Annotated in this window: 17 protein-coding genes; 12 read left to right on the top strand and 5 right to left on the bottom strand. The window is 73.0% G+C overall.

Annotated features, from left to right (window positions below; genetic code table 11):
* Window positions 1–36: 36 nt before the first annotated feature.
* From ACQVFL_RS23515 to ACQVFL_RS23495, 5 genes are all read right to left on the bottom strand, one after another.
* Window positions 37–987, bottom strand: coding sequence for a TAXI family TRAP transporter solute-binding subunit (locus ACQVFL_RS23515; RefSeq protein WP_396693468.1), 951 nt, complete (start codon window positions 985–987; stop codon window positions 37–39).
* Window positions 988–1,064: 77 nt separating this feature from the next.
* Window positions 1,065–1,484: a roadblock/LC7 domain-containing protein gene (locus tag ACQVFL_RS23510; protein WP_396693466.1), complete on the bottom strand. Its 420-nt coding sequence runs from the start codon at window positions 1,482–1,484 to the stop codon at window positions 1,065–1,067.
* The gene (locus ACQVFL_RS23505; RefSeq protein WP_431727615.1) at window positions 1,481–3,874 is read right to left on the bottom strand and encodes a nitrate- and nitrite sensing domain-containing protein; all 2,394 of its coding nucleotides are present in this window, start codon (window positions 3,872–3,874) and stop codon (window positions 1,481–1,483) included. Before ACQVFL_RS23505 ends, ACQVFL_RS23510 begins: the two co-directional genes overlap by 4 nt.
* Window positions 3,875–4,014: 140 nt before the next feature.
* Window positions 4,015–5,034 (bottom strand): TAXI family TRAP transporter solute-binding subunit, encoded by a 1,020-nt coding sequence (locus tag ACQVFL_RS23500; RefSeq protein ID WP_396693462.1) that lies wholly within the window; start codon window positions 5,032–5,034, stop codon window positions 4,015–4,017.
* Between the two features lie 17 nt (window positions 5,035–5,051).
* Window positions 5,052–7,271: a TRAP transporter permease gene (locus tag ACQVFL_RS23495; RefSeq protein ID WP_396693460.1), complete on the bottom strand. Its 2,220-nt coding sequence runs from the start codon at window positions 7,269–7,271 to the stop codon at window positions 5,052–5,054.
* A 659-nt stretch (window positions 7,272–7,930) separates the two neighbouring features.
* Here ACQVFL_RS23495 and ACQVFL_RS23490 point away from each other — a divergent pair.
* The 12 genes from ACQVFL_RS23490 to eboE all read left to right on the top strand — a co-directional run bounded on the left by ACQVFL_RS23490 (window position 7,931) and on the right by eboE (window position 21,749).
* Complete coding sequence (locus ACQVFL_RS23490; RefSeq protein ID WP_396693458.1) at window positions 7,931–8,977, top strand: YihY/virulence factor BrkB family protein; 1,047 nt, start codon at window positions 7,931–7,933, stop codon at window positions 8,975–8,977.
* Between the two features lie 319 nt (window positions 8,978–9,296).
* Window positions 9,297–10,475, top strand: coding sequence for an ROK family protein (locus ACQVFL_RS23485; protein WP_396693456.1), 1,179 nt, complete (start codon window positions 9,297–9,299; stop codon window positions 10,473–10,475).
* Entirely contained in the window at window positions 10,472–12,034 is a 1,563-nt protein-coding gene (locus ACQVFL_RS23480; protein WP_431727614.1) for a sugar ABC transporter ATP-binding protein, read from the top strand. Before ACQVFL_RS23485 ends, ACQVFL_RS23480 begins: the two co-directional genes overlap by 4 nt.
* Before the next feature lie 76 nt (window positions 12,035–12,110).
* Window positions 12,111–13,232 carry an ABC transporter permease gene (locus ACQVFL_RS23475; RefSeq protein ID WP_396693452.1) on the top strand — a complete coding sequence of 374 codons (1,122 nt, stop codon included), beginning with the start codon at window positions 12,111–12,113 and terminating at the stop codon, window positions 13,230–13,232.
* A 104-nt stretch (window positions 13,233–13,336) separates the two neighbouring features.
* Window positions 13,337–14,392, top strand: coding sequence for a substrate-binding domain-containing protein (locus ACQVFL_RS23470; RefSeq protein ID WP_396693450.1), 1,056 nt, complete (start codon window positions 13,337–13,339; stop codon window positions 14,390–14,392).
* A 54-nt stretch (window positions 14,393–14,446) separates the two neighbouring features.
* Window positions 14,447–15,619, top strand: coding sequence for a Gfo/Idh/MocA family protein (locus tag ACQVFL_RS23465; RefSeq protein ID WP_431729878.1), 1,173 nt, complete (start codon window positions 14,447–14,449; stop codon window positions 15,617–15,619).
* A gap of 469 nt (window positions 15,620–16,088) precedes the next feature.
* Window positions 16,089–17,249: an inositol-3-phosphate synthase gene (locus ACQVFL_RS23460; RefSeq protein ID WP_396693449.1), complete on the top strand. Its 1,161-nt coding sequence runs from the start codon at window positions 16,089–16,091 to the stop codon at window positions 17,247–17,249.
* Window positions 17,233–18,111 (top strand): SCO3242 family prenyltransferase, encoded by an 879-nt coding sequence (locus ACQVFL_RS23455; protein WP_396693448.1) that lies wholly within the window; start codon window positions 17,233–17,235, stop codon window positions 18,109–18,111. The genes ACQVFL_RS23460 and ACQVFL_RS23455 overlap by 17 nt, the downstream gene beginning before the upstream one ends.
* Window positions 18,108–19,007 (top strand): sugar phosphate isomerase/epimerase family protein, encoded by a 900-nt coding sequence (locus ACQVFL_RS23450; protein ID WP_431727613.1) that lies wholly within the window; start codon window positions 18,108–18,110, stop codon window positions 19,005–19,007. Before ACQVFL_RS23455 ends, ACQVFL_RS23450 begins: the two co-directional genes overlap by 4 nt.
* A 68-nt stretch (window positions 19,008–19,075) precedes the next feature.
* On the top strand, window positions 19,076–19,681 hold the full coding sequence (locus ACQVFL_RS23445; protein WP_431727612.1) for an EboA domain-containing protein: 606 nt from the start codon (window positions 19,076–19,078) through the stop codon (window positions 19,679–19,681).
* A complete protein-coding gene (locus tag ACQVFL_RS23440; protein ID WP_396693443.1) occupies window positions 19,681–20,529 on the top strand; it encodes a TatD family hydrolase in 849 nt (282 codons plus the stop codon). The genes ACQVFL_RS23445 and ACQVFL_RS23440 overlap by 1 nt, the downstream gene beginning before the upstream one ends.
* A complete protein-coding gene (gene eboE / locus ACQVFL_RS23435) occupies window positions 20,529–21,749 on the top strand; it encodes a metabolite traffic protein EboE (protein ID WP_431727611.1) in 1,221 nt (406 codons plus the stop codon). Before ACQVFL_RS23440 ends, eboE begins: the two co-directional genes overlap by 1 nt.
* The last annotated feature ends 1 nt before the right edge of the window (window position 21,750 follow it).

The raw sequence follows: 21,750 nt of genomic DNA, 5'->3' as shown, positions 1-21,750 counted from the left end.
CCGGTGCCGCCCCACGTCGAGGCAGAGCAGCGGTTGTCAGCCGCCCCGGTAGTAGCGGGCGGCGCCGGGGTGCAGGGAGATCGGATCGGTGGAGGCGGCGCTCTGGCGATCGAAGTTGCGGGCCTCGGGGTGTGCCACGGCCAGGTCGGTCTGGTACGTGAAGAGGAGCCGGGTCAGGTCGTACGCCAGTTGTTCGGGCATGTCGGCGCTGACCAGGATCACGTTGGCCACCGTGACGGTGGGGGTGCCACTCGGCGTGTCGTAGGCGTCCTTGGGTAGCTCGGCGGTGGTGTACACCGAGCCGTGTTCGGCGTTGAGCGGCTCGACCAGCTCGGCGATCGGTAGCAGGGCGAACCGACCCGGTGCGCCGCTGAGCAGGTCGGCGATGCCGGGAGTGGGTAGGCCGCCGGAGAAGAACATCGCGTCCAGGCTTCCGGCCCGCATCCGGGTGACCGTCTCCGGCAGCGACAGCCGGGCCCGGCGTACGTCCCGTTCGGGGTCCAACCCGGCGGCGGTGAGCAGCCGGGCGGCGATGACGTCGGTGCCGGACTTGGGTGAGCCGGTGGAGACCCGCTTGCCGCGCAGGGCCGCGAGGCCGGTGATCTGAGCGTCGGCGCGGACGATGACGTGGGTGTAGTTGCTGTAGACCCGGGCCAGGGCCCGGACCGGTTGGGGCTGGCCGGAGAACGCGCCACGTCCGGCGCTGGCGTCGGCGGCGGTGTCGGCGAGGCTGAAGGCGATCTCCATGTCACCCTCGACCAGGCGGGTGATGTTCTCGCCGGAGGCTCCGGTCGGTTCGGCGCGGGCCTCGTAGCCGGGCAGGTGTCGGCTGATGATGTCGGCGTACCCGCCACCGAGCTGGTAGTAGACGCCGGTGGTGTTGCCGGTGGCCAGGAAGATCCGGCCGTCGTGCCACGGGCGCGGCTCCGGATCGGTTTCGGTGCCGCAACCCGTGGCGACCAGCGCGACCGCCAGCACCGCCGCCACCAGACGCCGTCCGCGACCCCGGGCATCGGGCCTGAGACCTGTGGCGGCAGGCACGGAAGCGTGGACATCCGGCCCGGTCACGCCGGCACTCCGCCGTGTTCCGCCCAGGCCCGCATCGCCGGTTCCAGGGCTTCGGCGACCCGCTGGACCAGGGTGGCCGTCTCGTAGCCGATCTGGCCCAGGTCGCATCCGGCGGAGGCGAGCACCCCGATCAGGGCGCGGTCGCCGACCGCCATCACCAGCAGCACTCCGCCGTCCATGTCGACGATCTGCTGGCGTACCCGGCCGGCGGACATCAGCCGTGCGGCGCCGACGGTCAGGCTGGCCAGGCCGCTGATCACGGCGGCGAGCTGGTCCGCCTGGTCGGTGGAGAGGTGGGGTGAGGCGGCCAGTCGCAGCCCGTCGCCGGAGACGGCGAGGGCGTGCGACACGTCCGGAACCTGCTCGGCGAAGTTCGCCAGGAGCCAGTCCAGGCCGGCGCTGACGTTGGGCATCATTCGGGTCTCCCGGTGTGTCTGGTCTGCTGGTTGCGTCGCATCGCCTGGGCCACCCCGGCCGACAGGGCGGTGAGTCGGGCTCGGACCACCTCGGGGTCGAGCAGGTCGGTGCCGGCCGGTGGGGGAGGTGTGTCGTGCAGTTCGGACTGGAGGCCGCCGCCACGGGTACGCCGGGGTAGCCCGCTCGCGGTCGCCGCGCCGGTTGCCGACCAGGTGGGTCGACCGTCCGAGGGGGCGTGCGCCGACCAGTCCGGCGGCGGGTGCCCCGCCCCGGCACCGGACCAGCTCGGCGGTGCCGTGCCGGGCCCGACGCCCGCCCCGGCCCCGGACCAGCCGGACGAGCCGTTGGCGGCGCGGACCACCGGAAGCGTCATCGTCGGGGCCCGGTGCACGTTGAACTGCTCCGGCGCGGTGCCCACGTCCACCCGGGGCCGCGGAACGCCGATGCCGCCGGGCGTACCGTCGGGCGACCGGAACCAGCCGGCACCGCCGGGCGTGGCCCGGGGCGCGGCGGACGGCCGCCCCTTGACCTCCTCGACCCGGGTGAGGAGCGCCTCGGGGACCTCCACCTGGGCGACCGTGCCCGCACCGGCGCTGTGCAGCCGCACCTGCACCCCGTGCCGCGCGGCCAGGTGGGCCACCACGTGCAGACCCATGCTGCCGGCCGCCGCGCTGGACAGCACGGCGGGTGCCCGCAGCCGTTCGTTGATCTCGGCGAGCCGGACTTCGCCGATGCCGATGCCCTGGTCGTGTACGCGCAACGTGAGCCCGTCGACGGTCCGTCGACCGTCCACGTGCACGGGTGCGTGCGGCGGGGAGTAGGCGGTGGCGTTCTCCAGCAGCTCGGCGAGGAGGTGGACGATGTTGCCCACCGCCGAGCCGTGCACCGCGGCGGCCGGTACGTCGATCTCGACCCGGGCGTACTCCTCGATCTCCGACGCGGCGCCCCGGACCACGTCGGCCAGCAGGTGCGGGCCCTCGTGCGAGCGGCCCGGTTCGCCACCGGCGAGGACCAGCAGGTTCTCGCCGTTCCGCCGCATCCGGGCGGCGAGGTGGTCGAGCGCGAACAGTCGGGCCAGCGCGTCGGGATCGGTCTCCTCCTGCTCGAACTCGTCGAGCAGGCGCAACTGGCGGGTGATCAGCGTCCGGATCCGGCGGGCCAGCGCCTCGACCATCCGGGTCACGTCCATGCGCAACTCGGCCTGCTCACCGGCGAGCCGCAGGGCAGCCCGGTTGACCGTGTCGAACGCCTCCGCCACCTGGGCGATCTCGTCGCGCCCGCGACTGATCCCGGCGGTGGCCTGGGAGGCCGGACCGGCACCGGAAGCGCTGTCGCCGGCCGATATCGCGGTGATCCGTTCGGGCAGTTCCCGGTGCGCCATGGTCAACGCCGCGACCCGTAGTCGCCGCAACCGGCGGCTGGTGCGTACCGCGAGCATCGCGGCGGCGACCAGCGAGGCCAGCGCCAGCGCGCCGGTGGAGCCGCCGGTGACCAGCGCCCGCTGGCGGGCGTCGGCGGCCAGCGCGGCGGCCCGACGGTCGAGTTCGTCGGAGAGTTCGCGGCCCAGCAGGTTGTACCGGCGGATGGTGCCGCTCTGCGCCACGAACCAGGCGTCGCCGTCGGTGCCGAGTGCGGCCGGCTCGCGGTCCGCGTTCAGCGCGCTGTCGCGCATCCGCCGGGCGGTGGAGACGTCACTGCTCTCCATCAACCGGGTGTACGCGGCCGTGGCGTCCGCCCCGGCGATGCGGGAGAACTCGGCCTGCCGCTGCTCCGCCGCGCCCCGCAGCCGGCCGAGTCGGACCAGTTCGCCCTCGGCCAGCTCGCCCCGCACGAAGACGGTCCGCAGCAGGTCACGTTCCAGCGACGCCAGGTGCTCCTGGGCGGCGACCGCGGCCACCTCCCGGGCCCGGTTGGCCAGCTCCGGGTCGCGTACCTGGGCGGGCAGCGCGTCGGCCACCGTGAGCAGCGAATCCACCAGCGCCACGTAGGTCGGGTCGGCGGTCGCGGAGCCCAGTGCGGCCACCCGGGCCTCGTCGAGCTGGACGAGGTACTCGTCCACGCCGTCCAGGGAACGACCCAGGTCGGGAGCGGTCCGCCGGGCGTCCTCGCTGGCCGACCGGTAGCGTGCCACGGCCTCGTCGACCCGCTGGCGCTGTGCGTCGACGAGTTGCCGGCCGGAGGTCCCGCCGCGCTGGCGCAGGGCGGCCGTCTCGCCGAGTTCCCGTTCCACCTCGTGCACCAGCGACACGGTGGCGGTGGCGGTGCCGGCCAGCACCCGGGCGCGTTCGGCGTCGCGGGTGGTCGACAGCGCGCTGTCGGTCTGGATCGCGCCCAGGGCGAGCAGTCCGGCGGTGGCGACGAGGATGGGCGCGAGGAGCTGCGTACGCACCGACCACAGGCGACCGGTGTGATCGGACGGACGGTTGTGCCGGCGTACGCGCGCCAGTGAGGGCAGCGGCACGGGGGTCTCCCGAGGTAGTGGTGGCCGGGCCGGGCCTCTGCGGGAGGCACCGGCCCGGCCGGGGTCGGTCAGCTCGCGCCGAGGTCCTGCAACGCCTTGTCCGCCCCCCGGTGCAGGCCGACCGGGTCGGTCCTGCGGGCGGTGTCCAGAGCGATGCCCTTGGCGGCGGGGTTGGCCTGGGCCAACGCGTCCTTCTTCTCGAACACCGTACGGGTGATCGCGCAGGCCACGTTGGCGTCCAGGTCCTTGCGGACGAGCAGCACGTTGGGGACCACGATGGTCGGGGTGTCCGCCACAGTGGAGTACACGTCCTTGCCGATCGTGCCGGCCTGGTACGCGGGGTTCAGTTCGCTCATCTTAGGCAACAACGGCGTGATGTCGATGAACTTGACCTTGTCCCCCGCCGTGGTGAAGAGGTCCGTCACCCCACCGGTGGGTACGCCGCCGGACCAGAAGAACCCGTCCAGGCTGCCGTCCTTGACGCCCTCGACGGTCTTGGTCAGGTCCAGACGCTGGGCCTGGATGTCGGCGGCCGGGTCGAGTCCGGCGGCCTCCAGCAGGCGGTGCGCGATGACCTCGGTGCCGGACTTGGGGGAGCCGGTGGAGATCTTCCTGCCCTTCATGTCGGCCACGGAGTTGATTCCCGCGTCGGCCCGGACGACCACCTGGGTGTAGTTGTCGTAGATCCGGGCCAGCGCCTCGACCGGCTGCGGAGCGGTGAAGGTGCCCTTGCCCTGCACCGCGTTGACGGCGGTGTCGAAGAGCGAGAACGCCACGTCGTACTGGCCGCCGACGAGCTGTTCGATGTTCTGCACCGACGCGCCGGTCTCGGCCGCCGTGCCGGTGAGCCGACCGCCGGTGCTGCCGGCGAGCTGCCCGGCCAGGGCGTTGCCGACCACGTAGTAGACGCCGGTGGCGTTACCGGTGGCGATGCCCACCCGGGTGTTCTCGGCCACCTCGCAGGTGACGGCGTTCGCGGTGTCGTCCGTGGCGGCGGCACCCTGACGGCCGCCGCAACCTGCGGTGCCGGCCGCGACGAGGGCGAGTGCTCCCACTCCCGCCACGAGCCGCACGTTGATCCGTCCCACTCTTGCTCCTTCCTCGGTCATGCCGGTGATCCGGCTCGCGTCCCGCCGGAGGAGCCGGCGGATCCGCGTCGTACGAGAACGCCCACCGCCATGGCACCGGCCAGCACGGCACCGATCGCGACGGGTACGGGTTGCAGCCAGAGCAGCGTGAGCCCGGCGATCGCGCCGAGCACGCGTTCCGGTACGCCCGCCGGGCCGACCCCGGGCAGCCAGCCGCCCGCCGCGACGGCGAGCACCGCGACGCTGAGCGCGGTGACCGTGGCGGCGACGAGGATCCGTCGTGGACCACCGATGCCGAGCAGTCCGAGACCGGTCGGGGTGACCACGAAGGCGAGCGGGATGAGGTAGGCCGGCAGCGCGTACCGCAGGGTGTGCCACATGGTCGGCACCACCCGGCCGCCGGTGATGGCTGCGGCGGCGACCGCGGCGAGCGCGGTCGGCGGCGACACCTCGGACAGCACCGCGAAGTAGAAGACGAACATCGCCGCGGCGGGGGCGCTGACGCCGAGGTCGAGCAGGGCCGGACCGATGATCACCCAGCCGATCACGAAGGAGGCGGTGACCGGGATCGCCAGGCCGAGCAGGCTCAACGCGACGGCGGCGAGCAACGCGGTGAGCGCCAGCACCACGGCCGGGTCGGAGCTGACCGCACCGGCGGCGTCGACCAGCAGCGCGGCGGCCTGTGGCCCGAGCCCGGTCTTCGTGGTGGTGGCGGTGATGATGCCGGCCGCCGCGCAGACCACGGTCACCGCGAGCACCCCGCGCGCGCCGCCGGAGAGCGCGTCGAGCAGCCGGGGCGGGGTCAGCCGGTGCTCCCGGTCCAGGTAGGACAGCACGATCGCGAGCAGGGTCGCCAGCACCACCGCGCGGGTGGCCGACACGCCGACGGCGAGCAGGCCGACGATGGCGAACAGCGAGGCGAAGTGGTAGCCGGAGCGGGCCAGCAACCGCCAGGCGGAGGTGGCCGGCAGGGCCGCCGCGCGTACCCCGGAGCGCCGCGCGTCGATCTCCACCGAGAGCACGATGCCGAGGTAGTAGAGCACCGTCGGCACCATCGCCCAGCCCAGCACCTGGAGGTAGGAGACGCCCAGGTACTCGGCGATGATGAACGCCGCCGCGCCGAGCGTGGGCGGGGAGAGGATGGCCCCGACGCCGGCCGCCGCGAGCATGCCGCCGGCCCGTTCCGCCGGGTAGCCGGCGCGGCGCAGGATCGGCCAGGTGACCGCGCCGATGCTGACGGTGGTGGCGGCACCCGACCCGGAGACGGTGCCGAGCAGGAAGCCGGAGGCGACCGCGGTACGGCCGGCGGCGGTGCGGGAGCGACGGAACGCCGCCGCGGAGAGGTCGACGAAGAACCGGCCCGCGCCGGAGCGGTCGAGTACCGCCCCGTAGACGGTGAACAGCACGATGTAGGTGGCGGCCACGTCCAACGGGGTGCCGTAGAACCCGCTGTCGGAGTTGTAGAAGGCGTCCACGAGTTGCCCGAAGTCGAGCCCGGCGTGGGCCACCGCCCAGGTCTGCGGCAGCAGCCCGCCGTAGTAGCCGTAGCCGAGGAAGAGCAGGCACACCACGGGCAGGATCCAGCCGGTGGTGCGCCGGCACGCCTCCAGCAGCAGGAGCAGCAGGACGGTGCCCATCGCCACGTCGGTGCCGACGAGCAGGCCCTGCCGGTCGAGGAAGGCGTCGTAGCCGCCGCCACCGCCGGCCAACGCGACCGGCAGCACCGGATAGAGGCAGGCGGCCAGCGCGGCGACGGCCAGCACCCAGTCGACTCCGCTCGGCCCGGTGCGTGGCGGCCGGGCCTGCGCCGGGGACGTGACGTCCCGGTCGGTGCCCGCGTCCCGGCTGCGGCGCAGCCGGTGCAGCCGCAGGTCGGCCGGGTACGCGAGGAAGACCAGCGGGAGCACACCGGCGAGGAAGAAGATCAAATAGTATTTGCTGCCCTGTGCCAGCGGGCGGAACACCTGCCAGAGCGCGAGTAGCGCGATGGCCAGGGTGGCGCCGGTCAGCAGGACGGCGACCGGCCCGGTCAGCGTACGGCCGGGTTTCTCGTCCTCGAACCGTCCGGCCAGTTCGCGCGCGTCCACCTGCGGCGGCGCGTCGGTGCCGGGGGTGGGTCGGTCGCCGGTCGGGGCACCCGGGTCCGGGGCGAGATCGGGGCCGGACCGTTGCCGGGGCACGGTGCCCGGAACGGTTCCGACGGCGCGCGGATCGGCCTCGGGGTCGGCCTCCGCCACGCGGGCACGGGCGCGATTGCCCTCGGGTCCAGAATCATCGGTGAATCGGATAGCCGACACGAGGGGGGACGATACGCGAATTGACACTTCGATGGGAACATTGTCGATCATCGTTTCCCTGAGTGACTTTCATTTTGTTTCAGTCACTCCCCGCTGTGAATGTTTCAGAATAGGTTTCGCGATTGGCGCGGGACGTGCGCGTCAGTCTGTCGGAGGGCTCCGGTTGCCCCGCGTGGTGACGCCGGTTTTGGCCCCTTCGCGGCATTCTGCTGTCACATGTTCGCGTCGAAATGCCAGCGAAACGATTACTCTCCGTGCATATGGTGGCGGGCGGTGGCGGCGCGATCCGGATGGGGTGCCCGGTGCGCGGGGGTGATCTGACGGGCGGGCGCGGGGTGTCCGGGGCAAAAGCGTCGGCGCGTCGTGGTTGACAGTGGGCCATCGACGATTCGGGCCCGTCCCGGTGCTGCGCGAGCGATTCTCCGCTCGTATTTCCCGGGCCCGGACCCGGGCTCCGCGATGCCGACGGCGGCACGGTGCCGACGGTGTCGTCGGCGACACACGTGCGCGGCGCTCGGCGCGTATGTCGCTCAGTGGGTTACCCGAGCGGGCTGGCGGGGCATGTCTCGGGCGAGAACATCGAGGTGAGGGGAGGGGCGATGGCCTCCGAGAAGTCTTCCCGTCCGGACCGGGCCGACGCGGTGCGGCGGCCCACCGACGATCCCCACGACGGTCCGGAGCGCCTGCCGGCCGACCGGGACACCCCCGACGGGCCGACCCGGCTGTCCCGCGACGAGTGGGTGGCGGCGGCGCGGCGGACCGTACGCGAGTTCAGCTCCGACGGCCTGACCGACTGGGCCGCCGCCCTCACCTACTACGGGGTGCTCTCCATCTTCCCCGGCCTGCTGGTGCTGGTGTCCCTGCTCGGCCTGCTCGGCCCGAGCGCCACCCAGGGCGTCCGGGACACCGTCGACCAGGCGGTGCCGGAGCAGAACATCCGCCAGATCATCGACGCCGCCATCGACCAGGCGCAGCAGAACGGCGGCCTCGCCGGTCTCGCCGCCGTGGTCGGTCTGCTGGCCGCCTTCTGGTCGGCCTCCGGCTACGTCGCCGCCTTCATGCGCGCCTCCAACGTCATCTACGACGTGCCGGAGGGGCGACCGATCTGGAAGACCCTGCCGATCCGGGTCGGGGTCACCGCCGTGATCGGGGTGCTGCTGCTGGCCAGCGCGGTGATCGTGGTGTTCACGGGACGGTTCGCCGAGCAGGTCGGTGGCGCGATCGGGGTCGGGCGTACGGCGGTGACGGTGTGGGACTACGCCAAGTGGCCGGTGCTGTTGATCCTGGTCAGCCTGATGTTCGCCATCCTCTACTGGGCGTCGCCGAACGCCCGGCAGGGCGGCTTCCGCTGGGTCAGTCCGGGCGGGGTCCTGGCGGTGGTGATGTGGCTGGTGATCTCCGGCGTCTTCGCGCTCTACGTGGCCAACTTCGGCTCGTACAACAAGACCTACGGCGCGCTCGCCGGTGTGATCATCTTCCTGGTCTGGCTCTGGCTCAGCAACGTGGCGATCCTGTTCGGCGCCGAGTTCGACGCCGAGCTGGCGCGCGGCCGGGCGATCGCGGGTGGCCTGCGGCCGGTCGACCACGAGCCGTACGTCGAGCTGCGCGACGACCGCAAGCTGAAGGGCGACGACGAGACGCAGTGAGTTCGGGCTCGACGGGAACCCCGAACGCCGGGTCCCGTTCCTCCCGCCGGTCGGTGGCCGCCGACCGCCGGGGAGGAACGGGACCCGGCCTCGTCTGCGGCCACAGTGCGATGCGGCGGCGGAGTGATCACTGTCGGCCACCGCATCACGCACCTGGGCAACCCTTTCCTTGATCCACTTTTAGCTTTTGTCTCTCCGGACAAAAGTTGGTGGAATGTCGGCCGAAGATCTGGACAGGCAGCTCGGAAGGCGCCTACTGTGTCGGACACGACACATCGGCGTTGCGTCGATGTGAACGGCATCGATGAAAGGGGTCCCGATGCGGACCGTCGAACCCCTGCATGTGCGCCTGTTGCGGTTGCTCCGCGACCAGGGGGCCGTCTCCCGGGCGGAGCTGGCGGACCGCCTGGAGATCCCCCGCCCCCGGCTGCTGGCCGAGCTGGAGCGGCTGGTGGGACACGGCTACGTCGCCGAGGCCGGGATGGCCGCCTCGCGGGGCGGCCGGCGCTCCACCCTCGTCGAACTGAGCCCGGACCTGCGGTTCGCGGCCGTCGACCTCGGAGCCAGCTCCATCGACGTCGAAGTGGTCAACGGCCGCCTCGAACCCGTGGCCGCGTACGCGGAGACGGCCGACATCCGCTCCGGCCCCAAGGCGATCCTGCACCGGGTCAACGAACTGCTCGCCAAGGCCCGGGTGGACGGCGTCTACGACCGGCTGAACGCGGTCGGCATCGGGGTGCCGGGTCCGGTCAGTTTCCGTGACGGCGTGCCGGTGTCCCCGCCGATCATGCCGGGCTGGGACCGTTTTCCCGTCCGAGAGCTGCTGACCCGCGAGCACGGCTGCCCGGCGGTGGTGGACAACGACGTGAACATCATGGCGATCGGGGAGCGACACGGCGGCGTGGCGCACTCGGTCGACGACTTCCTCTTCGTCAAGATCGGCACCGGCATCGGGTGCGGGATCTATCTGAGCGGCGAGGTCTACCGGGGCACCGACGGCTGCGCCGGGGACATCGGCCACATCCAGGTGGACGGACACGGGCCGGTCTGCTCGTGCGGCAACGCCGGCTGCCTGGAGGCGCTGTTCAGCGGGGCCGCGCTGGCCAAGGACGCCACCGCCGCAGCGCGCACCGGCGCCTCGCCCGCGCTGGCCGAACGGCTGCGCGTGCAGGGGACGGTCACCGCCCAGGACGTCGCCGCCGGAGCCGTCGAAGGAGACGTGGCCTGCATCCAGCTCATCCGCGAGGGCGGTCGACGCGTCGGCAGCGTCCTCGCCGGACTGGTGAGCTTCACCAACCCGTCGATGATCGTCATCGGCGGTGGACTCGCCCAACTCGGGCACGTACTCCTCGCCGAGATCCGCAGCGTCGTCTACCGGCGCTCCCTGCCGCTGGCCACCGGCAACCTGCCGGTCGTCCTCTCCGAGCTGGGACCGCGTGCCGGTGTGGCCGGAGCCGCGGTGCTCGCCAGCGACCTGGCTTTCCTGGAGGCAGCATGAGCGACGCGCCGCTGGTCGAAGCTCCGGACGACACCGTCGCCGGAGAGGTGGTCCTGCGCCTGTCCGACGTGGTCAAGACCTTCCCGGGCGTACGCGCGCTGGGCGGTGTGCAACTGGAGGTCCGGGCCGGCGAGGTGCACTGCCTGCTCGGGCAGAACGGCGCCGGCAAGTCGACGCTGATCAAGGTGCTCGCCGGAGTGCATCGACCGGACTCGGGGCTGGTCGAATGGCGCGGGGAGCCGGTCAGCTTCGCCAATCCGCAGGCCGCCATGCGGGCCGGGATCGCCACCATCTATCAGGAACTCGACCTGGTCGATGACCTGTCGGTGGCGGAGAACGCCTTCCTCGGGCACGAGCCGCGTCGCCTCGGCTTCGTCCGCCGGGGGCAGATGGCCCGGCGTACCCGACAGATCCTCGGTCGGCTCGGGCACGCGGAGATCCCGCCGGGCCGGATGGTGCGGGCGCTGCCGGCGGCCGGCAAGCAGGTGGTCAGCATGGCCCGCGCGCTCTCCCACGAGGCCCGGCTGATCATCATGGACGAACCGAGCGCGGTGCTGGCCCACGACGAGGTGGAAAACCTCTTCCGGATCATCCGCGAGCTGACCGCGCAGGGGATCGCGGTCATCTACATCTCGCACCGGTTGGAGGAGATCCGCGAGATCGGTGACCGGGTGACGGTGCTCAAGGACGGCCGGACCACGGCCGAGAACCTGGCGGCCCGGGACACCCCGACGCGTGACCTGGTCTCCCGGATGACCGGCCGGACCATCGAGTACGTCTTCCCGGATCGCCCCGACAGCACGGGCGTCGGCGACGAGCTGCTCCAGGTCGACGGGTTGACCCGGGCCGGGGAGTTCGCCGACGTCTCGCTCTCCGTCCGGGCCGGGGAGATCGTCGGCATCGCCGGGCTGGTCGGGTCCGGCCGGTCCGAGCTGCTGGAGACCATCTTCGGCGCCCGCCGGGCCGAGTCCGGCTCGGTGCGGATGTCCGGCCGGGCGCTGCGGGCGGGCAGCGTCGGCGCGGCGGTCCGGGCCGGCATGGGCATGGCCCCCGAGGAACGCAAGAGCCAGGCCCTGCTGCTCGGCGAGCCGATCTACCGCAACGTCACGCTGGCCACCTTCAGCAGGTACGCCCGACTCGGGTTCACCGACGTCGGGAAGGAACGCGCCGAGGCGGACCGGATCGCGGAGAAGCTGGAGATGCGCCCGCGCGACGTACGCCGGGCGGTGCGCACGCTCTCCGGCGGCAACCAGCAGAAGGTGGTGGTCGGGCGCTGGCTGCTCGGCGACACCAGACTGCTGCTGCTCGACGAACCGACCCGAGGCGTGGACGTGGGCGCCCGCGCCGAGCTGTACCAGGTGATCCGGCAGCTCGCCGCCGAGGGTGTCGGGGTGCTGCTGGTCTCCAGCGAGGTGCCCGAGGTGCTCGGTCTGGCCGATCGGGTGCTGGTTATGCGGGAGGGTCGGGTCGTGCGTACCGCCCCGGCGGGCGAACTCGACGAGAACACCGTGCTCGACCTCGTGATGGCGGGGTCTCTGATGGAAGGCGCACCGGCATGAGCGAGCGTCAGCGAGCGAATCATCGATACAGCGTGAAGGTGTCCCAGGTCGGCGCGGAGCGAAGCGGAGCGCCGGCATGAGCGAGCGAGCGCCCTCGACGACACAGTTGCCGGCACAGTCGCCGCCGGTGGAGCCGAGCGGGACCGGGGTGACCAAGCACGGGGTGTCCGACGCCCCGACGCGCAGCGGCCGGCTCTCCTTCTGGAGCGGCGAGGGCGGTGAGGGCGCCAAGCGGAACCTGGCTCTGATCGGGGTGCTGCTGGTGCTCTTCGTGATCGGCGCGGCCACCCGCTCCGACCTGTACTCCAACCCCGACTGGGTCTGGGCCAACATGCTCAGCATCCTCAAGCTCGCCTCGGTGGTCGGCGTGGTCACCGTCGGGATGACCTTCGTGATCATCGGAGGCGGCATCGACCTCTCCGTCGGCGCGATCGTCGCGCTGGCCGGGGTCTGGTGCACCACGGTCGCCACCCAGAGCTTCGGTGCCGGCGGCATGATCTTCACCGCGATCGTGGTCGGGACCGCGGTCGGCCTGGTCAACGGGACGCTCATCGCGTACGGGCGGCTGGTGCCGTTCATCGCCACCCTGGCCATGCTGGTGGCCGCCCGGGGACTGGCCGCCGAGATCTCCGACAAGCAGACGCAGATCTCGCAGAACGGCGTGATCAACGGCATCGCCAGCAACGACCTGCTCGGCATCCCGCTGCTGGTCTACATCCTCGCCGCGGTGGTCGCCGCCGGGTGGGTGCTGCTCAACCGCACCACCTTCGGTCGGCGTACGGTCGCCGTCGGCGGCAACCCGGAGGCGGCCCGGCTGGCCGGCATCAACGTCCGGCTGCACACCCTGCTGCTCTATGCGCTCTCCGGCCTCTGCTGCGGCATCGCCGCGATCATGCTCACCGCCCAGGCCACCTCGGCCCAGGCGGCAATGGCCAACCTCTACGAGCTGGACGCGATCGCTGCCGTGATCATCGGTGGCACGCTGCTCAGCGGCGGGCGGGGCACCATCGTCGGCTCCCTGCTCGGTGTGATCATCTTCGCCACCATCACCAACCTGTTCGCGATCAACGGCCTCTCCACCGAGGCGCAGAACATGGTCAAGGGCGGCATCATCGTCGCCGCCGTCCTGATCCAGCAGGTGCAGTTCGGCACCCTCACCCAGTTCTTCCGCCGCAACAACCGGCTCACCACCGGCTGACCTCTCTCGCACCTTCCGCACCACACCGGGCCACCCGAGCGAACGACGGTGGCCGGGTAGCGCACACCCAATTTCCCTCCACCACCTGACATCAGGAGGTCGTCATGACCCAGCACAGTCGCGACATGTCGCGGCGCCGGATGCTCTTCGGCGGGGCGGCCGTCGGTGCCGGCGTCCTGCTCTCCGCCTGCACCAGCAACGAGCAGGGGACGCCCACCGAGGCACAGACCAAGGCGGCCGAGGGCGGCGGTAACGCCGAGCCCGGTGAGCGGGTCACGATCGGTTTCTCCGCGCCGGCCGCCGACCACGGCTGGATCGCCGCGATCACCAACAACGCTAAGGCACAGGCCGGCGCATACTCCGACGTGGAGTTCAACATCGTCGAGGCGGGCGCGGACGCGGCGGCCCAGCGGGCGGCCCTGTCCACCCTGATCTCGCAGAAGCCTGACGTGATCGTGCTGCTGCCGCACGACGGCAAGGAGCTGAACTCGTTCGGCCTGGAGTCGATGGCGGCCGGCATCCCGGTGGTCAACCTGGACCGGGCCTTCCCGGACGCCAAGGCGTACCGGTTGCAGATCAAGGGCGACAACTACGGCATGGGCGTCTCCGCCGCGACCTTCATCTACGAGCAGCTCAAGGCCAAAGGCGTGAGCAACCCGGTGATCGCCGAGATCGCCGGCATCGACTCGCTGGAGCTGACCCAGGAGCGGACGAAGGGCTTCAACGACACCCTGGCCCAGCACGGCCTGCGGGTGGCCAACCGGCGGGCGGCCGAGTTCACCGTGGATACCGGGCAGCGGGAGGCGGCCCAACTGCTCCAGGCGCTGCCGAGGATCGACGCGGTCTGGAACCACGACGACGACCAGGGTATCGGCGTGCTGGCTGCGATCAGCCAGGCCAACCGCAACGAGTTCTTCATGGTCGGCGGTGCCGGCTCGAAGAAGGCGATGGAGGACATCCAGGCCGACAACACGGTGCTCAAGGCCACCGTGACCTACAGCCCGTCGATGGCCTCGTCGGCCATCTCGCTGGCTCGGCTGATCGGCCAGAACCGGGGCATGTCGGATCTGGTCGAGCTCCAGGTGCCCAAGGAGATCGTCCTCGCCTCCGAGACGATCACGAAGGAGAACGCGAGCGACTACCTCAAGCTCGGGTTCTGACACCACGGGGGGAGACCCACCTTGTCCACGACTGACAACCAACTGCGGGTCGGCATGGTCGGCTACGCGTTCATGGGCGCCGCGCACTCGCAGGCCTGGCGGACCGTGAATCGAGTGTTCGACCTGCCGGCGCGGGCCCGGATGGTGGCCGTCTGCGGGCGTGATCCGGGAAAGGTGGCCGACGCCGCCGACCGGCTCGGCTGGGAGGAGCACACCACGGACTGGCGGGAGCTGGTGACCCGCCCGGACATCGACGTGGTCGACATCTGCACACCGGGGGACAGCCACGCCGAGATCGCCCTCGCGGCGTTGGCCGCCGGCAAGCACGTGCTGTGCGAGAAGCCGCTGGCCAACACCGTCGCCGAGGCACGGGAGATGGCCGCTGCGGCGGCCACCGCCCGTGCCGGCGGGACCCGCTCGATGTGCGGGTTCAACTACCGGCGGGTGCCCGCGGTGGCGCTGATGCGTCAACTCGTCGCCGACGGGCGGCTGGGGGAGATCCGGCACGTCCGGGCCAGCTACCTACAGGACTGGATCGTGGACCCGCAGTTCCCGCTGGTCTGGCGGTTGCAGAAGGACCAGGCGGGCTCCGGCGCGCTGGGTGACATCGGTGCGCACATCATCGACCTGACCCAGCACGTCACCGGCCAGCGGATCGCCGGGGTCAGCGCGGTCACCGAGACGTTCGTCAAGGAGCGGCCGTTGCCGAGCGGTTCGAGTGGACTGGCGGCGCAGGCCGACGGTGCCGCCGCCACCGGACCGGTGACCGTCGACGACGCCGCGATCTTCGTGGCCCGACTCGACGGCGGCGCGCTGGCCACGTACGAGGCGACCCGGTTCGCCACCGGTCGCAAGAACGCCCTCCGGGTGGAGATCAACGGGTCGCTCGGCTCGGTGGTCTTCGACCTGGAACGCCTCAACGAGCTGGAGTTCTACGACGCCACGCGGCCCACGGCCGAGCAGGGCTTCAGCCGGATCCTGGTGACCGAGAGCGAACACCCGTACCTGTCGGCCTGGTGGCCGCCGGGCCACATCATCGGGTACGAGCACTCCTTCACGCACCAGATGCGCGACTTCATCGAGGCGGTGGCGACCGGCGTCGACCCGTCGCCCTCGTTCGTCGAGGCGTTGCAGGTGCAACTGGTGTTGGACGCGGTGGTCCGCTCGGCCGAGCTGGGGTCCGCCTGGACCGAGGTGGAGCCGACGTTGGCGACGGTCGCCGCCTGAACCGCCTCCGGTACCGACCGGCGAGGGCCGGCCGCGGTTGCGCCCCGCGGCCGGAACGGGGTCGGTACCGGAGGTCGTGCCACCGGCCACCCGGCCCGGTGACACGAGCAATGCGGTACCTCCGGTGCGGCCGGACCGGGATTCCCCGGTCGCACCGGAGGACCGCCACCGGCGGCAACGTCGCCGCCGGTGGGCAGAGCACGCCGGGTAGGCACCACCCGATCCTCCCCGCCTCTGGGCGGACCTGTTCGCCACGAGTCCTCCGGCCCGGTCACCGACGCCGGTGGCCGACCGGTTGCGGGGGAGGCAGGGGCGCGACGCCGACCGCCCCTGCCTGCTAGCCCCGTCCGTCCGCTCCGCCCGAACACCGGTCGGCGTCGTCGCCGCCGACCTCGACGCCAGCCGGTGAGCTTCATCGGGCGGCGCGGCGGACGGGGCGCATCCGCCCGAAGTGATCCGAAGGAGCGCCATGCGTACGGGTGTCTGGCTGGTGGGGGCGCGCGGCTCGGTCGCGACCACCAGCATCGTCGGGGCGCTCGCCCTGCGGGCCGGTCTGACCGGGCCCACCGGGTGCGTCACCGAGCTGCCCGAGCTGCGCGGCCCGGCCCTGCCGACCTTCGCCGAGCTGGTGTTCGGCGGGCACGACGTGGTCACCACGCCGCTGGCCAAGCGCGCCGAGGCGCTCGCCACCGCCGGGGTGCTACCGGCCCGCCTGGTCGCCGCGTCGACCGAGGAACTGGCCGCCGTGGAACGCGACCTGCGCCCCGCGCCGATCGGTGGCAGTCAGGCCGACCGGGCCGCCGCGACCGTCCGTGACCTCGTCGACTTCCGCGAGTGGCACGGGCTGGACCGGGTGGTGGTGGTCAACGTCGCGGCCACCGAGCCGACGCCCCGACCGCACCCCGGCCACGCCGACCCGGACGCGCTGCGGGCCGCCCTCGCCGGTCCCGACGAGGTACTGCCACCCAGCTCCCTCTACGCGTACGCGGCGGTGACGGCGGGCTGCCCGTACGTGGACTTCACCCCGTCGACCGGGCTCCGGCTGCCGGCGTTGACCACGCTGGCCGACACGCAGCGCGTGCCGTACGCGGGACACGACGGCAAGACCGGGGAGACGCTGCTCAAGTCGGTGCTCGCCCCGATGTTCGCGATGCGCCACCTCACCGTCCGGTCCTGGTCCGGGCTCAACCTGCTCGGCGGCGGCGACGGCGCGACCCTCTCCGAACCGGCCGCCAACGCCGCCAAGGTCCGCAGCAAGCAACGGGTGCTCGGCGAGACGCTCGGCTATCTGCCGCAGGGCGACACCCGCATCGAGTACGTCGAGGAACTGGGCGACTTCAAGACCGCCTGGGACCTGATCACCTTCGCCGGCTTCCTGGGCACCGGGATGCGCCTGGAGTTCACCTGGCAGGGCTGCGACTCGGCGCTGGCCGCCCCGCTCGTGCTCGACCTGGCCCGGCTCACCGCCGCCGCGCACGCCGCCGGGATCACCGGGCCCCTGACCGATCTCGCCTTCTTCTTCAAGGACCCGCTCGGCACCGCCACCCATTCCCTCGGCGACCAGTGGGCCCGGCTCGCCGCGTTCACCCGTCGCCTGCACGCCGGAGGTCGCGATGCCACGCGTGGCTGACCTCGCCGAACTGGTCCGGGCCCCGGCCGCGCTCTCGGTGCCCGGGGACGTGGTGGCCGGTGCCGCGGCGGCCGGTGCGCTCGGCCCGGCTACGCCCGTGCTGGCCACCGCGTCGGTGCTGCTCTACTGGGCCGGGATGGCCGCCAACGACTGGGCGGACCGGCGGCTGGACGCGGTCGAGCGCCCCGAGCGGCCGATCCCCAGCGGCCGGGTCCACCCCGGTCTCGCGGTCGGCCTGGCCGCCGGGCTGACCGTGGCCGGGGTGGGGCTCGCCGCGCTGGGCGGCGGCCGTCGCGCCACCGCCGTCGCGGTGCCGCTGGCCGCCGCCGTCTGGGCGTACGACCTGGCCGCGAAGAACACCGCCGCCGGACCGGCGGTGATGGCCACCTGCCGGGGGCTGGACGTCCTGCTCGGCGCCACCGGTGGTCGACCGTCCCGGGCGGTGCCGGCGGCGCTGACCGTCGCCGCGCACACCTGGACCGTCACCGCCCTGTCCCGCCGCGAGGTCACCGGTGCCGACCGGGCACTGCCGAGACGTACCCTGGCCGGCACCGCGCTGGTCGCGGCGAGCGCCGCGCTGCCGTCCCACCGGAGTGGGCTGACGGCCCCCGGCCGGGTGGCGGCGGCACTGCCCGGAGTCCTCGCCGGTTGGTACGCCGCTCGCTACGGCACCGCCCAGGCCCGGGTGGCCGCCGATCCGAGCGCCGGCCGGGTCCGCGCGGCGGTCGGTGCCGGCATCACCGGGCTGCCCGCGTTGCAGGGCGCGTTGACCGCGCGGGCCGGTGCCGGTCTGCTCGGGCTGGCGGTCGCCGCCGCCGCGCCGTTGGGGCGGCGGCTGGCCCGGCGGGTCTCACCGACATGACCGCCGCCGACTCCGCGAACCCGGGCGGTCTGCGTTTCGGGTACGGCACCAACGGCTTCGCCAACCACCGGTTGGACGACGCGCTGGCGGTCATCGCCGACCTCGGCTACACCGGTGTGGCGCTCACCCTCGACCACGACCACCTCGACCCGTTCGCGCCGGGGCTGGCCCGCCGGGTCGACGCCGTCGGCCGCCGACTGGCCGACCTGGGTCTGGGTCTGGTGATCGAGACCGGGGCGCGGTACCTGCTCGACCCCTGGCACAAGCACGCGCCGACGCTGCTGCACGACGACCCCGCGCTGCGGATCGAGTTCCTGCGTCGCGCGGTGGCGATCGGCGCCGACCTCGACGCCGAGGCGGTCTCGTTCTGGGCCGGTGTCCGACCCGAGTCGGTCCCACCGGCCCTCGCCTGGGACCGCCTGGTCGCCGGCTGCGCGCCGGTGGTCGCGGCGGCCGACGCCGCCGGGGTGACCCTCGGCTTCGAGCCCGAGCCGGGCATGCTGGTCGAGGACATCGCCGACTGGCGTCGCCTGTACGCGGCCCTCGGCGCCCCGCCCCGGCTCGGCATCACCCTCGACATCGGACACTGCCGCTGCCTGGAGCCGATACCGGTGCCCGACTGCGTCCGCGCGGTCGCCACCCACCTGGTCAACGTGCAAATCGACGACATGCGGCGCGGCGTGCACGAGCACCTGGAGTTCGGCACCGGCGAGATCGACTTCCCGCCGGTGCTGGCCGCCCTGCGCGAGGTCGGCTACCGGGGCCTGGTCGCGGTCGAGCTGCCCCGGCACTCGCACGCCGCCCCCGGCGTCGCCGCCCGGTCCCTGGACTTCCTGCACGCCGCCGCGTCGACCGCCGGTGCGGGCGAGGCGACAGCGGTCCCGGGGGCCGCGTGACAGTGCGGCGGACGGCGGAGCACGGAGAGCGCTGACTGGCGAAGCGGAGAGAAGGGGTGCGGACGGCGATGACACCGGACGAGCTGCGGGCGGCCCTGCGGGGCGTACCCGACCCGGAATGGCTGGCGACGGCGCTGGACCGCGTCGCGGCCGAGCCGGCCACGATCGCGCGACTGTTCCCCGCCGCCGGGCGGCACTGCGGCCGGGCCGACCTGCCCGACCTGCCCGGCTGGACCGCCGACGAGGCGGCGCGGGCCCTGCTGCTGACCGCCCTGCCGGCCGGACACGCCACCCAGGCCGAGACGGTGTACCGGACCGGGGACGCGGCCGAGAAGCGGGCGGTGCTCAAGGCGTTGCCGCTGCTGCCGATCGGCGTGGCCGGGGTGCCGCTGCTGCACGACGCGATCCGCACCAACGACACCCGGCTGGTCGCCGTCGCCCTCGGTCCGTACGCCCGGCACCTCGACCCACCGGCCTGGCGGCAGGCGGTGCTCAAGTGCGTCTTCACCGGCGTGCCGCTGGCCGTGGTGGCCGACCTCGACGACCGCGCCGACGGGGAACTGGCGCAGATGCTCGGCGCGCTGGCCGACGAGCGGCGGGCCGCCGGGCGGGACATGCCCGCCGACGCCGTCGCGCTGCTGGACCGGCTGACCACCCACCACAGGGAGGTGTGATGCGGATCTTCGACCCGCACATCCACATGACGTCCCGGACCACCGACGACTACGAGCGGATGGCCGCCGCGGGGGTCCGGGCGGTGGTCGAGCCGGCGTTCTGGCTCGGCCAGCCACGGACCAGCGTCGGCTCGTTCACCGACTACTTCGACTCGCTGGTCGGCTGGGAGCCGTTCCGGGCCGGGCAGTTCGGTGTACGCCACCACGCCACCATCGCGCTGAACCCGAAGGAGGCCAACGACCCGCGCTGCCGGGCGGTCCTCGACGTGCTGCCCCGCTACCTGGAGAAGGACGGCGTGGTGGCGGTCGGCGAGATCGGGTACGACTCGATGACGCCGGAGGAGGACGAGGTCTTCGCCGCCCAGCTCGCGCTGGCGGTGGAGCACGGGCTGCCGGCGCTGGTGCACACCCCGCACCGCGACAAGGCCCGGGGCGTCGAGCGCACCCTCGCCGTGGTCGCCGAGTCGGGGATCGGGGCCGGGCGGGTGGTGGTCGACCACCTCAACGAGGTGACCGTCCGTGCCGTCCGGGACAGCGACTGCTGGCTCGGGTTCTCCATCTATCCCGACACCAAGATGTCGCCGCCCCGGATGGTCGAGCTGCTCAAGGCGTACGGGACGGAGCGGGTGCTGGTCAACTCGGCCGCCGACTGGGGGCGCTCGGACCCGCTGCTGACCCGGGCCACCGGGGAGGCGATGCGGGCGGCCGGGTTCACCGACGACGACGTGGACCGGGTGCTGTGGCGCAACCCGGTGGAGTTCTACGGCCAGTCCGGACGGCTCGACCTGAGCGACGTCGACGCCGAGCCCACCTTCGCCGGTAACTCGATCCTGCGCGGCGGTGGCTGATGCGACTACGCCATCCCGGCGGGCGCACCGTGCACCTCGGGTACTGCACCAACGTGCACGCCGCCGAGGACCTCGCCGGCATCGTCGCCCAACTCGACCGCTACGCGGTGCCGGTCCGGGAGACGCTCGGCGGTGACCTGCTCGGCCTCGGCCTGTGGCTGGCCGCCCCGGTCGCCGCCGAACTGGCCGCCGACCCGGACGCCCGCCGCCGGTTGCGCACCGAGCTGACCGTACGGGGACTGGAGGTGGTCACCCTCAACGGTTTCCCGTACGCGGCCTTTCAGGCGCCCGTGGTCAAGGGGGCGGTGTACCTGCCGGACTGGACCGACGCGCGGCGACTCCGGTACACCCTGGACCTGGCCCGGGTGCTGGCCGATCTGCTGCCCGACGACGCCGTGCGGGGCTCCGTCTCGACCCTGCCGCTGGCCTGGCGTACCCCCTGGGACGCGGCCCGCGCGGACGCGGCCCGGCAGCGGCTGGACCAGCTCGCCGTCGGGCTCGCCACGGTGCAGCGGGAGACCGGGCGGACGGTGCGGGTCGGCTTCGAGCCGGAGCCGGGCTGTGTCGTGGAGAGCAGCGCCCAGGCGGTCGCCGCGCTGTCCGGGACGGACACCGAGCGGCTCGGCGTCTGCCTGGACCTCGCCCACCTCGCCTGCGCCTGGGAGGACCCGGCCGCCGCCCTCGACCGGCTGGCCGCCGCCGGGTTGCCGGTGGTGAAGGTGCAGGTCTCCGCCGCGCTGGAGGCGGCCGACCCGGTCGGCGACGCCGAGGCGCTGCGCCGCTGGGTCGAACCACGCTTCCTGCACCAGACCCGCGCCGGGAGCTGCGCCACCGCCACCACCGGCCCGGCGGCCTCGTCGGGGGCGGGTGACCCCGCCGACCCGGCGTGGGCGGCCGACGACCTGGACGCGGCGCTCGACGCCGGACTGCCCGGTCCGTGGCGGGTGCACTACCACGTGCCGCTGCACGCCCCGCCCGAGCCGCCGCTGGGCTCGACGCTGCCGGTGCTGCGTGACGCGCTGGCCGTCCTGCTCGGCGGCGACGACGCGGGCTGCGACCACCTGGACGTCGAGACGTACACCTGGGGGGTGCTGCCGGTCCGGCGGCGCCCGCGCACCGACGCGGAGCTGGCCGCCGGGATCGCCGCCGAACTGGCCTTCACCCGCGACGAACTGGTCGCCCTCGGGCTGACCCCGACCGAAGCGGTGGTGACGCCGTGAC

Source organism: Verrucosispora sp. TAA-831, assembly GCF_050780145.1.
Lineage (GTDB): Bacteria > Actinomycetota > Actinomycetes > Mycobacteriales > Micromonosporaceae > Micromonospora.
This window is presented reverse-complemented; position numbering and strand designations above follow the sequence as displayed.

Bases quoted from the DNA above. Each gene is read 5' to 3' on its own strand.
- ACQVFL_RS23440 (WP_396693443.1), top strand. From the start codon at position 19,681: ATGCGGATCTTCGACCCGCACATCCACATGACGTCCCGGACCACCGAC.
- ACQVFL_RS23445 (WP_431727612.1), top strand. From the start codon at position 19,076: ATGACACCGGACGAGCTGCGGGCGGCCCTGCGGGGCGTACCCGACCCG.
- ACQVFL_RS23455 (WP_396693448.1), top strand. From the start codon at position 17,233: ATGCCACGCGTGGCTGACCTCGCCGAACTGGTCCGGGCCCCGGCCGCG.
- ACQVFL_RS23510 (WP_396693466.1), bottom strand. From the start codon at position 1,484: ATGATGCCCAACGTCAGCGCCGGCCTGGACTGGCTCCTGGCGAACTTC.
- ACQVFL_RS23480 (WP_431727614.1), top strand. From the start codon at position 10,472: ATGAGCGACGCGCCGCTGGTCGAAGCTCCGGACGACACCGTCGCCGGA.
- ACQVFL_RS23465 (WP_431729878.1), top strand. From the start codon at position 14,447: ATGGTCGGCTACGCGTTCATGGGCGCCGCGCACTCGCAGGCCTGGCGG.
- ACQVFL_RS23470 (WP_396693450.1), top strand. From the start codon at position 13,337: ATGACCCAGCACAGTCGCGACATGTCGCGGCGCCGGATGCTCTTCGGC.
- ACQVFL_RS23490 (WP_396693458.1), top strand. From the start codon at position 7,931: ATGGCCTCCGAGAAGTCTTCCCGTCCGGACCGGGCCGACGCGGTGCGG.
- ACQVFL_RS23475 (WP_396693452.1), top strand. From the start codon at position 12,111: ATGAGCGAGCGAGCGCCCTCGACGACACAGTTGCCGGCACAGTCGCCG.
- ACQVFL_RS23485 (WP_396693456.1), top strand. From the start codon at position 9,297: ATGCGGACCGTCGAACCCCTGCATGTGCGCCTGTTGCGGTTGCTCCGC.
- ACQVFL_RS23450 (WP_431727613.1), top strand. From the start codon at position 18,108: ATGACCGCCGCCGACTCCGCGAACCCGGGCGGTCTGCGTTTCGGGTAC.
- ACQVFL_RS23460 (WP_396693449.1), top strand. From the start codon at position 16,089: ATGCGTACGGGTGTCTGGCTGGTGGGGGCGCGCGGCTCGGTCGCGACC.
- eboE (WP_431727611.1), top strand. From the start codon at position 20,529: ATGCGACTACGCCATCCCGGCGGGCGCACCGTGCACCTCGGGTACTGC.